The 20,576-nt window shown below is 47.3% G+C and carries 14 protein-coding genes and 1 pseudogene; 3 read left to right on the forward strand and 12 right to left on the reverse strand.

Going from position 1 to position 20,576, the window contains the following annotated elements; translation table 11 throughout:
* Window position 1: 1 nt before the first annotated feature.
* From BM415_RS19660 to BM415_RS19715, 12 genes and pseudogenes are all read right to left on the reverse strand, one after another.
* Window positions 2–1,255 (reverse strand): Ger(x)C family spore germination protein, encoded by a 1,254-nt coding sequence (locus BM415_RS19660; RefSeq protein WP_244533602.1) that lies wholly within the window; start codon window positions 1,253–1,255, stop codon window positions 2–4.
* Entirely contained in the window at window positions 1,218–3,074 is a 1,857-nt protein-coding gene (locus BM415_RS19665) for a spore germination protein (protein ID WP_091160920.1), read from the reverse strand. The genes BM415_RS19660 and BM415_RS19665 overlap by 38 nt, the downstream gene beginning before the upstream one ends.
* Window positions 3,075–3,225: 151 nt before the next feature.
* A complete protein-coding gene (locus tag BM415_RS19670; protein WP_091160922.1) occupies window positions 3,226–4,182 on the reverse strand; it encodes an aldo/keto reductase family protein in 957 nt (318 codons plus the stop codon).
* 209 nt (window positions 4,183–4,391) lie between these two features.
* Window positions 4,392–4,667: pseudogene (locus BM415_RS19675) on the reverse strand (DUF350 domain-containing protein); the annotation flags it as partial.
* Entirely contained in the window at window positions 4,607–4,981 is a 375-nt protein-coding gene (locus BM415_RS19680; protein WP_139237027.1) for a hypothetical protein, read from the reverse strand. The pseudogene BM415_RS19675 and the gene BM415_RS19680, both read right to left, overlap by 61 nt.
* Before the next feature lie 104 nt (window positions 4,982–5,085).
* Window positions 5,086–7,509, reverse strand: a complete 2,424-nt coding sequence (locus BM415_RS19685) for an EAL domain-containing protein (RefSeq protein WP_170862565.1) — start codon at window positions 7,507–7,509, stop codon at window positions 5,086–5,088.
* A gap of 134 nt (window positions 7,510–7,643) precedes the next feature.
* Window positions 7,644–9,293: an extracellular solute-binding protein gene (locus BM415_RS19690; protein WP_091160928.1), complete on the reverse strand. Its 1,650-nt coding sequence runs from the start codon at window positions 9,291–9,293 to the stop codon at window positions 7,644–7,646.
* 15 nt (window positions 9,294–9,308) lie between these two features.
* Window positions 9,309–11,645, reverse strand: a complete 2,337-nt coding sequence (locus BM415_RS19695) for a helix-turn-helix domain-containing protein (RefSeq protein ID WP_091160930.1) — start codon at window positions 11,643–11,645, stop codon at window positions 9,309–9,311.
* A gap of 225 nt (window positions 11,646–11,870) precedes the next feature.
* A complete protein-coding gene (locus tag BM415_RS19700; RefSeq protein WP_170862566.1) occupies window positions 11,871–12,992 on the reverse strand; it encodes a glycoside hydrolase family 88 protein in 1,122 nt (373 codons plus the stop codon).
* Window positions 12,993–13,024: 32 nt separating this feature from the next.
* On the reverse strand, window positions 13,025–13,906 hold the full coding sequence (locus BM415_RS19705; protein ID WP_091160933.1) for a carbohydrate ABC transporter permease: 882 nt from the start codon (window positions 13,904–13,906) through the stop codon (window positions 13,025–13,027).
* Window positions 13,907–13,917: 11 nt separating this feature from the next.
* Complete coding sequence (locus tag BM415_RS19710) at window positions 13,918–14,841, reverse strand: ABC transporter permease (RefSeq protein ID WP_091160934.1); 924 nt, start codon at window positions 14,839–14,841, stop codon at window positions 13,918–13,920.
* A gap of 132 nt (window positions 14,842–14,973) precedes the next feature.
* Complete coding sequence (locus BM415_RS19715) at window positions 14,974–16,602, reverse strand: extracellular solute-binding protein (RefSeq protein WP_091160936.1); 1,629 nt, start codon at window positions 16,600–16,602, stop codon at window positions 14,974–14,976.
* 277 nt (window positions 16,603–16,879) lie between these two features.
* Between BM415_RS19715 and BM415_RS19720 the strand changes: the two genes are divergently transcribed.
* The 3 genes from BM415_RS19720 to tig form a co-directional block, all read left to right on the forward strand.
* Window positions 16,880–18,130: a DUF418 domain-containing protein gene (locus tag BM415_RS19720; RefSeq protein ID WP_091160937.1), complete on the forward strand. Its 1,251-nt coding sequence runs from the start codon at window positions 16,880–16,882 to the stop codon at window positions 18,128–18,130.
* An 86-nt stretch (window positions 18,131–18,216) separates the two neighbouring features.
* Window positions 18,217–19,773 carry an FAD-dependent oxidoreductase gene (locus tag BM415_RS19725; protein WP_091160939.1) on the forward strand — a complete coding sequence of 519 codons (1,557 nt, stop codon included), beginning with the start codon at window positions 18,217–18,219 and terminating at the stop codon, window positions 19,771–19,773.
* A partial coding sequence (tig, locus tag BM415_RS19730) for a trigger factor (RefSeq protein WP_244533608.1) occupies window positions 19,757–20,576 on the forward strand: 820 nt, incomplete at its 3' end. The genes BM415_RS19725 and tig, both read left to right, overlap by 17 nt.

Genomic DNA, 20,576 nt, shown 5'->3' on the forward strand with positions numbered 1-20,576 from the left:
CTTAATCCTCTCCTCCGCTGCTATATGGATTCGTACGTGTTAATGTGTTCATAATGACCGACTTTACATCCACTTCAACTTCACTTTTCGAAAATTTCTCTGACCAGTCATCACTTTCTTCCCAAGCCTTATATTCAGGAGAATACTCCTTCTCAAGCGCATAGCCAAAACCAAGCACATCCGTGCCTGCCTTCTGTGCTGCGGTTACAGCTGACATGACAATCTCTTTGGTCTTCTCACTCCAGGTTTTTTCATAGATCTCTATAACCTTGCCTTCATCCAGTTTCAGAGGACATGTCACCTCATTAATCGTGCCTTCCTGCTTCACATCAATATGAAAATGGGGTGTCCCGTCGATAACTGATGCTTTAATACTGGATTTATAGAAGTTGGCTTCAATCGCAACCACTTCAGCGGGATCGATATGACAGGTCAGATTGGTCATTGATTTCTTCGATCTGTTCTTAATAATTGCAAGACCTAAGGGCTCGTCTTCTTCCATCCAGCCAACCAGTTTATCTCCCTTGAACATGGCCATACCATCCAATTCCGTATAGGCAGAAATATAGGAGCTCTCTGTATTTTTTCTCTGTGTGCCTACTCTTTTATCCCCTTTTACCTTAACACCGCTGATCGTGGGTCCACCGCCCGGAACGATCATTCCCCGGATCGTATCATCCACCTCAGAAGAGAAGTTATGAGAATATTGATTGGACGAGAACCTTACCTTCTCCGCAATATTATTTGCTGTAATCGGGCTTACAGGACTTGTAACGGCAAGCACGTCTTTAGCTTTGGAGCCTTTTGCTATCAGAATCTGCATCGTCATTCGCGTTTCTGGATCGCGCTCAATAAGATCGATAAATCTACCGATCCCTACATCCCTTGCCATATCCTCACTGATAATGGCGACTTCAGCATGAGAGCCTGATGAACGCCTTGGAATCTTCTGCGACATTTTACTGATTACTTCCTGCATGGATCTTCCTTGGTCAGAGAACATAAAAGCTGGCGTTGTGCCGATTCCCCTATTGCCTGACACCTCATTCGGCACTACGGCCTGAAAGGAAAATTCATATAGTCCCGGAGCATCGCCACGATCCATAGCAAAACCGGAAAGAATCAGGCGATCCTTCAGCTCAACCGCATCCCAACAACCGGTTAGACTGGCAGACATCAAGATGAGGTTGAAAATAAGCAGCAGCTTCCGTTTCATATCAAGATCCTTTCTGTTTGTTTTTCCTTGCACTTTCATTCTTATCATCCGTTTTATCCGCTGTAACAGGTCCATCCTCTGTTACCACGTTATATTCACCACTCCGGCTGCCAGGTCTCTGCTTCATCAGAGAAACAGGAAGCCTAAGCACCGCGTCCTTCTGCTGCTTAAGCACGAAGGGACTGAATGGTGTCATATACGGAACACCGAAGGATCTCAGACTATTCATGTGGGCGAGCAGTGCAATCAGTCCAAGCATGATGCCATACAAGCCAAAGGTTGCAGCCAGTACAATAAACCCGAAGCGGAATATGCGCCCTGCAATTGCCATTGTATAGGTGGGGATTGCAAAGCTCGCAATGCCTGTCATCGCGATAACAATGGTGAGTAGTGGACTCACAATACCTGCTTCTACTGCCGCTTGACCTAACACAAGACCGCCGACGATATTGGCCGCCTGACCCACGACGCGCGGCATTCGCACCCCTGCTTCACGCAGGAGCTCGAAGATGGTCTCCAAAATAATCGCCTCAACGAAGGATGGGAAGGGTATTGCTTCGCGCTGAGATATAAGGCTGTACAAGAGCGAGCTTGGAATCAGCTGATAATGAAAGGTCGTCATGGCGATATACAGCGAAGGCCCCAGCAGCAAAATGATGAAGCTGATAATTCTCAACAGGCGGAGCAGTGTCGCAATATCGTTCCGATCCGAATAATCTGCTGCACTTTGAAAAAAGTGGATAAACACAGTAGGAACAATCAGTACAAATGGGCTCCCATCAACAACAAGAACGACCCGCCCTTCAAGTAGACGGACTGCGGTCGTGTCAGGCCGCTCCGTGCTGTACACCGTTGGGAACGGCGTTACCGCCTTATCCTGAATAAGCTCCTCTATGTTGGTAGAATCAAAGATCCCGTCAATTTGAATTTCATCAAGTCTCCGAAATACCTCGGCCACGACATCTTCATCTGCAATTCCGTCCATATAAACAATGGCGACACGTGTGTTGGACTTATAGCCGATCGTTTTGTAGGTAACTCGCAAATCCGGACTATGGATTCTTCTGCGCAGAAGGGATACGTTGATCGATAAAGTCTCAACAAACCCTTCCTTCGGTCCACGGACTACGGACTCCGTCTGTGATTCTGTAATGGCACGGAATTCTCCGCCGGCTGTAACGATATGAAGCACATCCGTGCTATCCTCGGTCAACACCAAAGTGTTTCCAAGCAGCAGCTTGTCCATCATATCTGCCCAGTCTTTGCAGTACTCCACAGTACCCAGGCTGAATACTCTTTTCGTCAGCCCTTCCTTCAGAATACTCTTGCTATCTTTACCTTCGGTGATTTCATTTATCTTAAATTCAGTATTCAGTAAAGAACGAATAATAAAGTCATTAATCGTTTCTTCCTTTACCAAACTACTGATATATACGATCGCAATTGCGATACTGGGATGACTTCCAACCTCCAGCCTTCGAACCGTGACATCACTGCTGTTCCCATTTTGGATAAGGATCCCGTCAAGCATCTGGTTAAGGTTTCCGCTGAGTTCATCTAGCTTAACTTGAGGAGCTTGAGAGTCTGGAGGAACTGGTGAGCCAGATGAAGCTTCGTTATTTGGGATAACAGGACTCCCTGACTCGTCCAGCTGCTGCTGAGACTGCTGCTCCGTGGAAGCCTCCGCGGACTGGGCTGCGTTTTGATCATAGTCCTGACTGTTATCGCTGCTTATATGCTGAGATGTTCCTTGCTCCTTATTTTGGACTGAATCCCCGCTTGAATCTGTCGTATGTTGGTCATTGGACGATTTCGGTTTGAGCTTTTTTAAATATTCACTGCGACGATGACGCTTCATGCTGCTCCCCTCACTTCCAAAAAACGTATATACTGATTCTAACCATCCAGTATTTACTTTATGTATGGATTCATAAAACGACAAAAAAGCTTCCTGAATATTTCAGGAAGCTTCTGCTTATATACGCTGAGCTAATGAACAATTCTATGCATTAACCACTTACTGACGTTCTGGTGAGAATTCCTTCGATCCGTTCCAGAACATCCGCCTCCAGTTCAATTCCAGAAGCGTCGATATTTTCTTTCACCTGCTCCGGACGGCTTGCACCCACGAGTGCACTGGATACATTTTGCTGACGCAGAATCCAGGCAAGGGCCAGCTGCCCCACCTTAATATTAAGCTCACCAGCGATGTCGATTAACTGCTGAACCTTCTCAATCCGCTCAGGGCTCATTTTCTTATCATCCCATCCAAGCTTTGCGGCGCGACTGTCTTCCGGAATGCGGTCTGTTACGTTATATTTACCTGTCAGCAGCCCCTGTGCCAGCGGAGAATATACGACTTGTCCGATCCCCTTCTGCTCTCCAAGCGGAATAATCTCATCCTCAATGTAACGCTCAAACATATTATAAATAGGCTGGTTCACAACGATCCGATCAAGCAAATAACGATCCGCAAGACCAAGCGCTGCCTCCATCTGAGCTGCTGTCCACTGGCTGACTCCAACATACAGCACTTTGCCTTGACGAACCAGATCATCCAGCGCTCTTAATGTCTCCAGCAGTGGCGTCTCCGAATGGAACCGGTGGCAATAATAAATATCTACATAATCAGTGCCGAGCCTTCTAAGGCTTGCTTCACATTGCTCCATAATATGCTTACGGGAGAGGCCCTGATCATTCGGACCTTCGCCCATCTTACCGAATACCTTGGTAGCCAGCACATAGGATTCCCTTGCGTAATTCTTTAGCGTCTTGCCCAGCAGCTCTTCTGCTGCTCCGCGTTCATATACATTGGCTGAATCAAAGAAGTTAATCCCGGCATCGAATGCGGTTTCAATGGAACGAACTGCATTCTCCTGCTCAACGTATCCTCCATACGTGAGCCAGCTTCCAAGACTGATCTCGCTGACCTTCACACCGCTGCCACCTAATCTCCGGTACTTCATGCGTGCCATTCCTCCCTTGAAAAATATGTATCTATTTCCTTTTTAATATAAACCTTCGGCCTTAAAATGAAAAGGAAATCCTATATGTAAAATTACCTGCGTAAGAGCCGAATGGCTAATGGGCTTGTATATGTATCAGTAAGCGATCTGCCACAGGATGATGAAATAAGAAAAAATCCGGTACTCCATTGTACCGGATAAGGTCTAACTTATAACAAAAACGTTCCTATTACCAGGGATACCCCGATAATAATTGAACGAAGTAATTGAGCCACCGCCATATTGCCTTTCTCAATTTCTTCACATACTTTGAACTTCGGCGTTACAAAATCAAATATAAGATATACAAGAATAAGTACAACAATACCTACGACAGACCAGATCAGCATATCCACCCTAGAGTGCGTGCTGAAGGAGACCATAGCTACAATAATGCACAGCCCAAGCAGCTTGCTGCCCATGTATACCCCTGCTGCTTCATTCCCGCCTCTAATCGAGGGATATTCAGCTCTGTCGATTGGAAGGAACGCCCCTTCCACAACGTATATTCACAAGCAATACTGCCAGACGATACTTGATAAGCATCGAATGCGGCTTCATACAGCGCTTTTCCATAGCTGTATTCGTCCGAGTTGAATTTCTTCACATAGATGAAATGACGATGTCCATCTTCAGATTCGTTAGCCGTATGCTCATACAACTCGCCGCGAATAATCGTTGCATTCACCAGCTTGCGGACAAACAGCTCATCTTGAGGCACATGAAGCTGAGTGAGCGGTTCAATCACTTTCTTATCCAACTCAGACCAGTGCTGAGGTTACAAAATTTTCAAAATTTCCTTTAATACCTTTTATATTGATATGGATTTATGCAAAATTTTGATTGTTGAGAACGGTTTGACGATCATGGAGTAAGATAGACTCTTTCCAGCTCACTTGCAGGCAGAGGACGGCTGAAGTAATACCCTTGAACCTCTCTGCAATTATGCCGGCATAGAATATCCAGCTGATCCTTCGTTTCGATTCCTTCCGCAATGACATTCAAATTCAAATGATGCGCCATATCAATGATACTCGCGACAATCGCTTTATCGTTATCATTGTGGGCAATATCTTGAATAAAGGAACGGTCGATCTTCAACTTGTTGATGGGCAGTTTTTTTAAGTAGCTTAGCGAGCTGTAGCCGGTTCCGAAATCATCCAGACTTATTTTAATGCCCAGGCTGGCTAGTTCCTTGAGCACTCCGCTGGATATCTCCGGATTCATCATCAGGCTTTCGGTAATTTCCAGCTCCAAGTACTTGGCCTCAAGTCCGGTCTTCTCAATGACATCCTTAATCTGCTGTGTCAGGCCCGAATGATAGAACTGATGAGATGACAGGTTGACGGCTACTGAAATCAGCGGCCCACCTGATTCATGCCAAGACTGCATTTGGCGGCACGCCTCGTATAATACCCTAGACTCCAGCTCCATGATTAATCCGGTATCCTCTGCTACAGGAACGAAGAGGCCTGGAGGCAGTATACCCTTCGTCGGATGATTCCACCTTACAAGGGCTTCGACCCCGATAATGGATTCATCGTCGGTCCTGATCTGAGGCTGATAATGAAGTAAAAATTCATCGCGCTCCAATGCTCTGCGCAGGTCAGCTTCCAGCTCTACCCGCTGTTCCACCTGGGCATTCAGCTCACAGGAGAAGAAACGGTAGCCGTTCTTCCCGTTCTTCTTCGCTTCGTACATGGCCGTATCGGCATTCTTCATTAGCTGGATAGCGTCCTTCCCATGGACGGGATATGCCGTAATTCCAATACTGGTCGAGACGTAATAGCTGTTTCCCTTCATATCATAAGGCTTACTAATCACTGCCATTAACCGTTCAGCCAGCTCTGCAGCATCTGACTCATCTGAATAGTCAAGCAACAATATGGAGAACTCGTCTCCGCCGATTCGCCCCACTACCACACTCTTGTCCATGGTATGATGAACAATCCTCTTGCTCATCTCCTTCAGAAGGAGATCCCCGTATAAATGTCCCAGCGAATCATTGATGATCTTAAACCGATCGAGATCCATTACCATTAATACAAATGGCTGTGTCTCACTGTTCTCCTTGTCAATGAGATCAGCAAGCACTTTATTAAACATTCTTCGATTAGGCAATCCGGTCAGATCATCGTGAAATGCAAGAAATTGATTTCTCTCCTTCACTTGCTTCTCATAGGTAACATCCTTGACGATGATGTAGTGCCCCGTAACTGTCCCCTCAATGATGACAGGCACATGCACCATGTTAAGATCAACACGGCTTCCCATTCGATTATAGATGACCGATTCGTAGCTGAGCTTCTCTCCTGCAACGGATTTCTTATACATCTCCCGAACTCTCTCTCGCTCACCAGGGTCAAAAATGGGAAGAATCTCTTTAATATGCAGGTTCTTCAGCTCTTCTCCTCTTACCCCCGTGATTCGCTCGACCGCAGGATTAAATCCAATAATGTAATGGTCCAAATTAACCGAGATTACTCCATCCTGATTGTTATCATAGAGGGACTTATACCATCGTTCTTGTTCCCGTCTTTCCATCTCCTGAGTGGAGAATCTTCGTGACACATACAGCCCGATCATAGAGAGACCCAGTGTAAGCAAGGCTCCGCCAGCAATGAGATAACCAAGCCATGTTTGATTGAGCTGGGCTCCCGTTCGGTTCATATGCGTATGATTCATGTCGTACTCTGTTCCCATCATGCCGATATAGTGCATACCGAAGATCGCAGCTCCCATGAAGAACGCACCACCGAGTTTTTTCAAATACCAGCTCTTCGTATACTTTGTATGTTTGACAAAATAAAAGGAGAGCCACAGGGCAGCAACAGAAGCCAGAAAAGCAACGAGAACGGATAGAACAATATAAACCGGGTTGTAATAAAGACCTATATCCATAGCCTCCATCCCCATATAATGCATAGAGGCGATCCCAGCTGCAATGATGCTTGCTCCCAGATATAATCGCGTTTTGGTCAATGATCCATATACTACTAGATACAAGGTGACAAACGAAGCGCCGATACCGACCACAATAGAAGCCAGAATAAGCATTAAATCATAGTTAATGGTTAGGTGATTAGATCCGGCCATTGTACCAACAAAATGCATGGACCATACACCCAGCCCCAAGACAATGGCTCCGTACACAAGCCAGGCCCGGTTTGCTCTCTTCGACCTGTTAAGGGTTCCCGCCAAGGTCAATACGTTGTAGGATGAGACTACAGCGATCAGATACGAGAATAATACGAGCAATTGGTCAACAGAATGTTCATTGTGTTCCATGGAAGTCCCTCTTTCATTTGTCATAAGCACCAATGAATAATATATCGTCCAATAAAATGCAAAAAGTAACATTATGAGTCACCATTTAATCAACAAAGAAGCCTTAATTCGTTTAATAACGAACTAAGGCTTCTTTAAGGAATACACACACTGCTGTTATAACGGTCAAGCGCTTGCTGCTGAATAGCAATGGCCTGCTCAATATTCATTGATTTCAGCTGCTGTATATAGCTGTCAAACTCGGAAAGAGGCTCAATACCCATGATCATCTTGAGAGACACTGCATCAACGTGCTTGTTCACCTCCTGCATAATTGCGGACAGCTCCGCATTCTCCATCTCCGACTTTGGCAGTGCAGGCAGAAGATGAAGTGAGGCATCCGTATCTGCCCAGATCTGGATGGCCTCCTTCTGTTCAGGCAATGTGTAATACTGCTCCAAATAACGAATGTCCTGTACGAAAGGTCCAAAATAGCTGGCACGCGTGTACATTGCGAGCGCCTGTGACGGGGAGAGCTTATCCTTATTGTTCAGAATAAGATCCGTGTAAGTCGGATATCCATCGATCATTTCATAGCTCAAGCCTTCAATTCCAAAGTTAAACAGCAAGTGTCCTTCTTCTCCATAACCGTAATCAAGCATTCGTACCGCTGCCTCTGCATTTTGAATGCTGCCTGACAGCGCTACCCCGCCGCTGCTGCCCACCACAGGAGCAAGCTGCCCGAACTTGGGGCGCATCCCCTCACGAAGGACTGGATAAGGAGCTGCGATCAGTTCTGCAGAAGGCGTCTCTTCTCTGATCTTCGGCAGCCACGTCCCAATACCCGCTCCTGCATTCCATATAGCTGCACCGCTCCTCTCCATGGTCATGTTCATATCCTGGGTCTCGGTATCGGTTGTTGCAAAATGCTTGTCGATGAGTCCTTCCGCGTACCACGATTGGAATAAAGCCAGAAACTGCTTATATTCAGGCTCCATGGGCCCGAATTTCACTATTCCTTCCTCCATGTAGAAGCCTTTTCTTATACCGTAGGCTCCAACGAAGCCTCCGCCCTCGATTCCCGATAATGGGCTTGAATTACCGAGGATGGTAAGCGGAGCCGGGGCTCCCTTATGCTCTTTGAAGGCTGTCAGCACTGCATGCCACTCCTCGATCGTCTCAGGAACAGGCAGCCTAAGCTCATCCAGCCAATCCTTCCGTAGGATAGGGCCCTGATAGGTTCGCAGCTTATCATCTGCCTGAATGAACGGGAAGGCATAATAGCTTCCATCTGCCGTCTTGATTTGACGATCGATGTCCGGATGGTCTTCAAGAAACTGTTTGAAATGAGGAGCATGCTCCTCAACAAGCTCATTCAATCGAAGGATAATGCCGTCATGAATCGCTTTCTCCGGTCCCCCAGGATAGTTCATCCATTCATACTCGATCATATCCGGCAAATGACCGGATGCGATCATCACATTAAATGCTTCCTTTCCTTGATTGAGGGGCGGATTAATATACGTAAGATTCACGCCCGTTCTCCGCTTCCACTCCTGAAAAAAAGGAATATCCTCCAGATTGGATTTGATACTTGCTGCGTTATTGCTTAGGCCTGCCCAATACGTTAGACTCGCCTCGTCATCCAAGACCTCATCCGGATCAGTTTGATCAAGTTCAGCCATACTCATTAGAGAAAATTCATTTTTTCCTGTATTCAGCATACAGGCGGACAGCATGAGCATGGTTAGAGCAGCTAGAGCAGCGATCCAACCTCTCTGATATCGTAGCAGCCAGCTTCCCATTCATGTGCCTCCTTTCTAATAGAGCTCCTTGTATTTGCCAGGCGTAATCCCTTCGTACTTTTTGAATACTCTGATGAATGTTGCAGCATCGTTATAGCCTACATGCTTGGAGATATCATTGATCGAATCCTGCTTGGCAGTAATCATCCTCTTGGCCTGCTCGATCCGATATTTGTGGATGCAATCAAGCAGACCTTCTCCTGTCTGCGATCTAAACAGCTTGGACAGATAACTCCCCTTCAGCTCGAAATGCTCTCCAATTGAATTGACATTCAAATTCATATCCTGGTAATTCTCTTCGATGTAGCTCGTGACCTGTGCCGTTAAACGCATCAGGCTGTCTTCTCTCTCCTGCGTGATACTAAGTGCACGCTTGGCTGCTGCATAAGAGCAAACCTCTTCTAACAGTGACTCCAGCGCCTTACGCATCTCCTGGATCGTATCACAATCGGTAATGTGTTCAATGAAGCGCGGATTTCTCTCCATTATGCTCCGATCGACCTCGTTAATCGCCTTCATCATTGTTGCAGCAAGGTTGTACATCAGACACCGAGCAATCGTTAAGGACATTACCGGCTTGTTAAAGTTGCGGTCTGTTATTTCTTTCATATAATCGGTCGCTTGATCTACTTCTCCGGCCTTAATCAGATTAATCAGCTGCTGCTCGACCTGCAGCGGATAGTAGTAGCCGTATTGATCTTCTAGGACACCCTCTATTCGGATATCCTCATGCTGGATGATCCCGCTCTTGCCAAGCACCATCTTATATTCCATCGCATCCACAGCCTCTTGATAGGCTGTAGCGATCCCAATCCATGAGTTGTGTCTGCCGCTGATCGATACGGTTATTTCCATCTCATATCGATGCAGGAACTCCTTTGCTTCTGACGCAATAGCATGGAGATCAGCCGCCGCCTCGCAAGAATCCGCTTTCAAATTTACGAGGCAAACCATCATATCATCTACCTCGGCTACGTATCCTACATGCTGATGCGTATGCACCAATTCTTCTACCACATTGGAAACAATAAGCTGGATGAGCTTTCTCCGTTCATTGATATCAATACCCGGAAGCTTCTCGTACAAGCTCTCTTCATTCTCCACGTCAAACAAAATAACAGCGAAATCCTGCGATTGCAGCGGCATGTGAAAGGAACGAAAGGCATCCTCATACGGGACAAGTGTATCCGGTCTGCCCTTCAGCAGACGATTAATCAAGTTGGATCTTAATACCTGTTCATGCTTGTGCAGCCGCATCGTGATTTCATCATGCTTCGTTCTCGTTTGTAAGACAGCCTCTTGAATAAAACGCAGCTCATTGCCCTCCTGGGGCTCTTCTGGTCCATTATGATCTGTCAGCGCACGTACCAGCTGCTGGATCGGCGAATAGTTCCTTCTCATGAAAAACCAGGTGATGAGTATCGCACTGATGATGCTCACAGCGATGCTGATATAAGTAAAGCTGCGGACATATTCGGCTTTTTCCCAATAGATCCGGCTTGGGATAATGAGCGCATATTTCAAGTCCGATACGGCCGATGGAATGTAGAATATTTCAGATTCGCCCGCTGTTGATGCGGATAACTCCACCCGTTCCCCCTTTAGGAATGGAGCAAGCTCAGGTGCATCCGGACGAGTAGACATCAGCACTTCATTGTTGTCATTCAGAATGAGCAGCAGCCCTTCATTGAAGCCGGCTATGCTCTCCAGCGGCTTCTGAAATCGGGTCATATCGGCCATAACGACCACACTTCCGGTATCTCTGCCATTTAAGCCCTTGGGCAGATGTGTGATATAGGCAATCGATGACGGAAGCTCCGTGTTATTCATATGAGGCAGTACCGCGAACCGGTTCGGGCCGGGACGCTGGACTGTATTTTTCCAGTTCTCATAGGTGAGAGTGCCTGTATCATGCAGCGTTCTAAACGCCGTTTCCATATCCCGGACATTTCCCGAACGGAGGACAGAATGGTCGCTGTCCAGCACAATGTAGAACTCGTCAATAGAGGCATAGGATGTTTTGTACAGCTTGAACTGCTGAACTAATTGATAGGAAATATAGGAAGATTCCTCAGAAGAAATATTGGAGTACATCAGTGTCTGCAGGTTCGAATTCCAGGTCATCTCCATACTCAGACGCTTCATCAGATCAATCTGGTTATCGATTGTATATCTGACTTGCTTCAGAAGCGAATCATTCGCCCGGTCGATCTCACCCTTCAGTGTGCCGCTTGCCTGAAAGTAGATTACAAGACTAATGATGATCGGTATAAAAAGGACTGCCGTATAAGAAACAAGCCAGGTGACAATGATGCTCTCACGCTTTTGCCACAAATGTTGAATGTTCCTCAATAGTCCATCACCCTATTATTCGTTTTTTTGTGAAGTTCCACTGACTGTGGATTACATTATAACGAAACAAGAGCAGGTACGGAATATACAATAATTACAATGCCATTAGCAAAACGTACAATCCTTGGCAACATGATTTAAAAAACATGAACGCAAACAGCCCGAAGGGCAGCAGTTATACTGTCCTTCGGGTCCTACACTATCTTGTGCTGTATATCAGCAATACTAGAATATGCGATGCTTCCATCCATTCAGCTTGGCTGTCGCCTCGACGAAAAAATAATCTCCATAAATGAGCGATACGTTGACATTCTCATCCGCCGGACGGTTTCCTGTACCCTGCAGAAGCATTCCTTCATGGGCGCTGTTGTCCCACGTTCCGTAAGACTGATACAGCGAACCGAGAATACGTTCAGCAGCTGCAAGATATCCTCTCCCCTCTTGATCAGGAAGATGTCCTGCAAGATCGATGAGACCTGAAGCCGCACAGGCCCCTGCGGAGCTGTCCCTCGGAATACCACCTTCCTCCTCATCCGCTCTGAAGTCCCAGTAAGGAACCCCATCCTCTGGCAGATGAGCGATGAAGAAGTTGGCTACACGCTGTGCAGCGCGGAGATACGACTCATCTCCCGTATGAGTATAAGCATTTGTCATGCCGTACAGCGCCCATGCCGCTCCCCGGCTCCAGGCCGAATCCGGAGCTGCCCCTTGGCCGCCGATTGCATCTGCCCGCTCACCTGTCTCCGGATGAAACCGGACAATGTGATAAGCAGAGCCGTCCTCCCGGATGAAATGCCTGACTACCGTATCCGCATGCGCTTTGGCTACATGCATGAACCTTGGGTCCTGGCTCTCCTTCGCAGCCCAGAACAAGAGGGAGAGGTTCATTGCCGTATCGACGATAGACCATCCTGTCTTATCTGCTTTCCAAGCTCTGATAAAGTTCCCCTTCAGGTTGAACCTCCCTGCGAGGAAATTGGCGGCAAACAATCCCCGCCTTGCTCCATCCTTGTCCCCCGTAATCGTGTGCTTGATGACCGCTGTCGGCAGAAACTGAAAGCCCACGTCATGATCATATCGGTTCTCCGTCAGGAACAGCCGCTCCATCCGTTCATCCCAGCTCCAGGACGCATCCTTATACCGCTGTTCACCCGTCATATCATGCATAATCCACAGAATGCCCGGCCAGAAGCCGGACGTCCACCAGTCCAGCCTCGTATCATCGTAGATGCCGTCACTCTGCGCCACATGAGGACATTTGTCAGCCATCCTGGGAAGCACCGCATCTACCTTTCTACAGATTTGTTCCCATACCGCCTGATTTGCGGCTGTTTGCAATTGCACCATAAGCAATCCCTCCATTTTCCGAAGATTTGAAACTAGCCTTTAAGCGAACCTACCATGACGCCTTTGACGAAAAAGCGCTGCACAAATGGATACACACACAGAATGGGCACGGTTGCGACGATGATTGTGGCATATTTGATCGTTTCCCCGATCTGATAACGGTCTCCGGCTGAGGCTCCGGTGGACATGCTCTCTGTAGAGTTGGCAATCAGGATCTCCCTCAGCACCAGCTGGAGCGGAAACAGCTCCCGACTCTTAATGAATACCGATGCATAGAACCAGCCGTTCCATTTGTCTACGGCATAATACAGAATCATAACCGCAATGACCGGCATGGACAGCGGAATGATAATCCGGAACAAAATGGTGAAGTGGTTGGCACCATCAATTTTGGCTGATTCCTCCAGACTGTCGGGTATGCCCATAAATGCCGTACGCATAATGATCAGGTTAAACGTGCTGATGCTGAACGGAATAATGGTAGACCACAGCGAATCCAGCAGTCCGACGCCCTTGACCACAAGATACAGGGGAATCAGGCCTCCACTGAAAAACATCGTAAACACGATCAGGAACATAAACACCTTGTTCCACATCACATTTTTGCGTGACAGCACGTACGCCCCAAGGGAGGTCATCAGCAGATTAACGCTGACTCCAACCACGAGGATGAACAGTGTATTCCGAAACCCCAGTCCTATACCCGGGTTAGCGAGAACACTTCGATAAGCATCCAGATTAAAGCCTAGCGGCCGCCACAAAATTCCGTCATTCTGAAGGAGCTTCGCTGCATCGCTGAATGAAGCAAACAGGACATAGAGCAAGGGATACAGCGTCGCCGTAACCAGCAGCAGGAGGAACGTATAATTGACGAGATCAAAGATCCGGTCAAACCAGCCTGTTTCCTTTTTCATATCGCTTCACCTCACCATAGGCTGTTATTGCTGACTCTTCGGCTGATATAATTGGCTGTCACAAGCAGAACCAGATTAATGACAGAGTTGAACAAGCCAACCGCTGAGCTGTAGCTCCAGCCAAATTCCAAGAGTCCTTTCCGATAGACGAAGGAGGAGATGACATCTGCTGTCTCATAGGTCACCGGATTGTATAGCAGGATAATTTTTTCGAAACCGACATTCAGGAGATTTCCCATCCGCAGGATGAGCATGATCGTGATCGTAGGCAGAATGCCGGGCAGGGTAATGTAGAACATCTGCTTCAGACGGTTCGCTCCGTCAATGCGTGCAGCTTCATACTGCTCTTGGTCAATGCTCGTAAGTGCCGCAATGTAGATGATGGATTCCCAGCCGATCCGCTGCCAAATCTCGGACAGAATGTAGATCGGCCTGAACAGCTCAGGCCTCTGGAGCATCGCCTGCCCATCGTAGCCAAGCCACATGAATAAATGGTTGATCAGACCATCCGCATTCGTAAAATCAGTAATAATTCCGCAGATGACGACCAGTGAAATAAAGTAAGGCATATACGTAATCGTCTGTACTACCCGCTTGAACCGCCGCTGTCGAACCTCGTTAATGAGCAGAGCAAGCAGTATGGGCATCGGAAATTCAAACAACAGGGAGTATAGGCTGATCAGAAGCGTGTTCTTTAGAATCCGCCAAAAGTAATAGCTGTCAAAAAAATCTATGAAATGCTTCATACCGACCCAATCGCTGCCAAGAATGCCTTTGATGGGTGTATAGTCTTTGAATGCAATGACTGCGCCGTACATCGGCGTATAATGAAAAATGAGATAATACGCGACGACCGGAAGCATCATGAGGTAGAGGTATTTATTCAACATGAAATCCCGGATAAACCGGCTTTTGAAAGATCGGGAATGGTTCATGGGGCGGTTATTTCACCTCATTCTTTGAGAGAATTCATCGGAGCGGACAGCTGTCCGCTCGGTTAGTCAGCCAACTATCGGTGAACTGCGTCAATATCTAAGCCATCCATACCAATGTCATCCTCGCAAGTGTTACCGGTTGTTGTAGCGCTCTAGTGCCGCCATTTGAATCTCGATTGCCCGATCCAGGTTCAGCTGCTTCATCTTGGCTACATAGCTCTCGAACTCGTCTACAGGATCGGTTCCGAGAATGATCTTAATGGTCATCTCGTCCACGAGTGTATTGATATCATTCATAATTGTGGCGTATTCGGAGCTCTCCTCCGAGTTTGGCGTAATCGGCGGCAGACTGTATTTCTCTGAATCCGTTTTATTCCAAATTTCTATAGCTTCACGCTGTGTCTCAAGAGCAAGATACTGCTCTATATAGCGCTTATCTTGGACAAAAGGACCGTTATAGTTGCTACGTGCATACATGGAGATGGCTTGAGCTGGTGCCAAATTGTCCGGGTTCTTCAAGAGCAATTCCGTAAACTGCGGGTATCCGTCTTCCGTCAGATTATAGCTGACGCCTTCCTTGCCGAAATTGAAGAACATGTGGCCCTCTTCACTGTATCCATAGTCCAGCAGCTTCACAGCCAGCTCGGGATTCTCGGACGTTGAGGTAATAGCAACAGTCCCCTCAGAAGAATACGCCTGATTCCGCTGTCCAAACATCGGCACCTCACCCTTGTTTAATACGGGATAAGGGGCAGCAGCAAGCACGGCGTCCGGATCATTTGCCTCAACGAGCGGCTGCCATTTCCCGATGCCTCCGCCTGTATTACCGACCGTTGCTCCCGTCTCGCCGGAAGCGATATTGCTGTCGATCGCTTTCAAATCTGTCGTCGCGATGTTCTTGTCGATCAATCCTTCTGTATACCAGCTGTTGAATAAACGCAGGTACTCCTTGAATCCCGGCTCTGCCGGTCCAAATTTTACCTGTCCATCTACCTGATAGAAGCCTCTCGTGACGCCGAATGCACCGAGAAATGCGCCATTTCCCGAGTCATTAAAGAACCTCGGCTTACTGACGACCGAGAACGGAGCAGCAGCACCCTTCTGTTCTTTAAAAGCACGCAGCGTCGTGGTCCATTCGTCAATCGTCTCTGGGACAGGAAGGCCCAGTTCATCGAGCCAATCCTTGCGAATGATGGGCCCTTGGAATACACGCAGGTATTCGTCCTCTCTAATGAACGGAAAGGCATAATAGCTGCCGTTGTCCGTCTTCACCATCTTGTCGATCTCCGGATGCTCCGAGAGGAACTTCTTCAAATTGGGTGCGTACTTGTCAATCAGATCATTCAGCTCGATAATATAGCCGTCTTTGATCGCCTTCTCTGGTCCACCGGGAAAGCCTAGAAAATTGTACTCGATCATGTCTGGCAGATCCCCGGAGGCAAGCATGACATTGAGCGCCTCTTGAGCCTGTCCGGATGGGGGCGCAGTATAGGACAGCGGAACTCCGGTTACCTTTTGCCACTCCTGAAAAAAAGGAACTTCGTCGTGTGTAGCCTTGACTCCAACCAAGTTGCCTGGGAGCTCGGCCCAGTAGGATAATGTCACGTCGGTTTCAATTGGATAGGTCGTCTCTTCCGTGACCACCGGAGCTTCTTGTTCTCCTTCATTTGGTTCCTCAGCACTCCCTCCATTTCCAGTACAGCCGATCAATAGCGATGACATCATCGCCGTAACAAGAATAGATGCAAACCAACGTTTCATGTACCAGACCCCCACTTCAGATTAAATTGAATTGCTGTAGTGACAGGTTAAAGGATGGCCGCCAGGAAGCGATATGTGCAAATCATCAAATGAGGTGTTTATTTTGTTCAATTGAACTGACAATTTCGCAATTGCAATAGACAAAAACGAAAAAACGCCTTCTGATAACAGCTTCAAAAGGTATTTTTACGATAAAGATAGAGCCTAAACTCTGCTTCCATGCTATATTTTCAAACATATTCATAATTTACATATTTACAGTCAAAAGGAGATTTTAATGAACAACCAAAAATTTTCACCTCAACGGGGAGGCGCATATAAAGGACGTCAGCCTGTGATTGACGCTATCCGCGGCTTCAGCCTGCTGGGAATACTGCTGTCCAACATGCCCTTATTTATGTATGGCCTCGACGCTACCACTACTTCCGAAATCTATCCATTTAACCAAACGATGTTTAATGTACTTGAAGTGCTTATCATCGGAAGCTTCTACCCGATCTTTCTATTCCTGTTCGGATATGGAACACAACAGCTTGTGTATAAGCTCACGACCGCAAAAGATATCCCTCAATCCAGCCTAATACAGCAAGGCTGGATCGCTAATGATCGGCCAAAGGCTACACTGCGTCGGCGCTTTCTCATGCTCTCTCTGCTGGGTGTACTGCATTTCATTCTAGTATGGGACGGAGATATTCTCCTTAGCTACGGTGTTCTAGGGTTCGTGCTTCTCCTATTCATCAATCAAAAAACAAAGACCTTGATCACTTGGACCATTGTGCTGGGTGTATTAATGCTGTCCATATATACGGGGTACACTGGAAGCACGCCCGAATCCCTAGCGGAATCTCAAAATTACTATGAGCAGGCACAGATGTCCCTAGGTAATGGGATTTACCTTGAGGTTATCGAATTTAGACTCCTGGGTTCTCTAATGGAGGGTATACCGGGATATGCCTTCCTTATTTTAGCACCCGTCACTTTTCTAATTTACCTGCCCATCGCGCTGCTCGGTATGATTGCTGCAAGGCATGGCTGGTTTATTAACCCGGAGAGCAAACGCAGAACTTATATTAAATACGCTGCGATTCTTGGAATCATCGGCTTCGTGCTTAATCTCGCAGGTGTGCTGATGAAGGAGAGCGGGATATCATTCGGTTATTCCCTGATTATGAATGGCGGACCTTTTCTGGCCTTTGGATACATCTTTCTGTTTGCCTATCTTTACACACGCACGAGCGAAACCGGAAAGATGAAACAAGCCTTTACCGCCGTTGGTAAGCTGTCTTTAACGAACTATCTGCTGCACAGCATGATCTGCACCTTTATTTTCTATGGATACGGAATAGGCTTATTCGGTCAGCTGGGTCTTGTTGCAGGAACCCTTCTTGCCCTCGCCATTTACATGCTGACAGCGGCGCTCAGCTATCTGTATCTGCAGCGATTCCATAGTGGGCCTGTCGAATGGCTGCTTCGCAAAATTACCTATCGTTCTCCTAAATCTTCTTCTAAGCGGAATGTTTCTGGATAAGACGCGTTTCTATCAGGTGCCGTGTGGTAATAATTGAGAAATCGGAACATATTATGCCCGTACTTGAATAGGAGGATTTGAACCATATGAATGACAAGAATCAGGAATTTACTGCGGCAGAGCTGCCGAAGAGCCGGGAATCTTTATGGCGCGGAACGGTCTCTTTGCCTTCATTTGAACGATTATCTGAGAACCTCGAAACAGAAGTAACCGTCATTGGTGCCGGAATGACCGGTATTACAACCGCTTATCTTCTCGCCAAGGAAGGCTATAAAGTTGTCTTGATTGAGGCAGGCTCGATTCTGGATGGAACGACAGGCCACACAACGGCTAAGATCACCTCTCAGCACAACCTGATCTATCACGAGCTGATTCAGCATTTCGGCCATGAACAGGCGAGACTGTATTATGAAGCCAACGAGGAAGCACTCCGATTCATTCGAAGCGTAATCACCGAAAAAGAAATTGACTGTCAGCTGACGGAAGAGGACGCTTATGTCTATATTCAGTCTGAGGACGATCTAAAGAAGCTGAAGAATGAATATGACGCCTATCAGCAGCTGGCTATTCCGGGTGTGTGGCATGACAAACTGCCGATCCCGGTGCCGGCCGTAGCAGGGATAAGTGTACCAAATCAGGCACAATTCCATCCTCTGTCTTATCTTAAGAAGCTGGTTGAAGAGCTGGTTCATCTCGGCGTTAAAATCTATGAAAAAACGACAGCTGCTGACCTCAAAGAGGAAGATAACAAGGTAACCGTCATGCTGGAAAGAGGCAGCCATTACATTACAAGTGAGCATGTGGTCGTAGCCAGTCATTTTCCGTTCCATGATCCGCGAATGTACTTTGCCCGTATGCATGCAGAGCGCTCCTACGCCATTGCGATCGAGCCGGAAACTGAGTTTGAAGGCGGTATGTATGTCAGCTATGACAAGCCGGAGCGCTCTGTCCGCTCAGCTCTATATAATGGCAAGAAGCTGCTCGTCATTGGCGGCGAGAACCATAAGACTGGCCAAGGCATTAGCACTCATCAGCATTTTGAGGAGCTGGTTCATTTCGCCGGGCAGCATTTTGGTGTGAAAAAGGTGCATTTCCGCTGGTCTGCACAGGATCTTGTCACTATCGACAAGATGCCGTTTATCGGACCTATTGGCGGTGGGTACGAAAGGGTACTGGTCGCAACCGGCTTCCGTAAATGGGGAATGACAACGAGTACCGTTGCAGGCAGACTTCTCACTGATCTTATCGTGGGCAGGCACAACCCTTATTCAGAATTGTACGATCCAGGGCGGTTCAAGGCCGACCCTTCGATTAAAAATGCCGCAAAGGATAATCTGGATGTAGCGAAGCATCTCATCACAGGCAAGCTGGGTCTTGTCCACACGAAGATTGAGGATATTCAGCCTGGTGAAGGAGCTGTGGTGAGACATGACGGTAAGCGTGCCGGAGCCTATAAGGACAAGTCTGGAACGCTGCATCTCGTCGATACGACCTGCACTCATTTGGGCTGTGAGGTGGAATGGAACTCGGGCGAATCCTCCTGGGACTGCCCTTGTCACGGCTCACGCTATGCCTATGACGGCTCCGTCCTTGAAGGGCCTGCAGTCGAACCATTGCCCAAGCTTGATGCACATCAGTCATAGAGAGTTACGACACCCATGCCACGTTACTTGCGTTCGAATCAAAGCAAAAGTTGTTGTTAAACCTGAAGCTAAACTTGGCGAGTACAAAGGACTTGAAGTTCCTAAGGCGAACACAGAAGTTTCCGAAGAAGAACTGACTGCTGAGCTTGAGCGTCTGCAACAACGTCATGCTGAGCTGGTAGTCATCGAAGAAGGTACAGCGGAGTCCGGCGATATCGCTGTAATCGATTATGAAGGTTCTGTTGATGGGGAATTGTTCGATGGTGGACAAGCAGAGCGTCACTCCCTGGAACTGGGTTCCAACACATTTATCCCTGGCTTTGAAGAACAAGTCATCGGTCTTTCAACTGGCGACAACAAGGATGTTGAAGTGACATTCCCTGAGGAATATCATGCAGCAGAGCTTGCTGGCAAGAAAGCCATCTTCAAAGTGAAAGTACACGAAATCAAACGCAAAGTGCTTCCTGCAATCGACGATGAGTTTGCTAAAGACGTAAGTGAATTCGATACTCTTGCTGAGTACAAAGAAGATCTTACGAAGCAGCTGTCTGAGCGCAAAGCAGAAGAAGCAAAAGCAAACCAAGAGAATGTTGTTGTTGAGAAAGCGGCTGCTAACGCAGAAGTTGAAATTCCACAAGGAATGGTTAACACCGAAGTACGCAACATGATGCGTGACTTTGACAACCGCCTTCGTCAACAAGGCATGAACCTTGAAATGTTCATGAGCTTCTCCGGTCAAACAGAAGCAGATCTTCAAAACCAAATGAAGGGCGATGCTGAAAAACGCGTACGCAACAACCTGG

It is taken from the genome of Paenibacillus sp. 453mf, from assembly GCF_900116105.1.
GTDB classification, from domain to species: Bacteria; Bacillota; Bacilli; order Paenibacillales; family Paenibacillaceae; genus Paenibacillus; species Paenibacillus provencensis.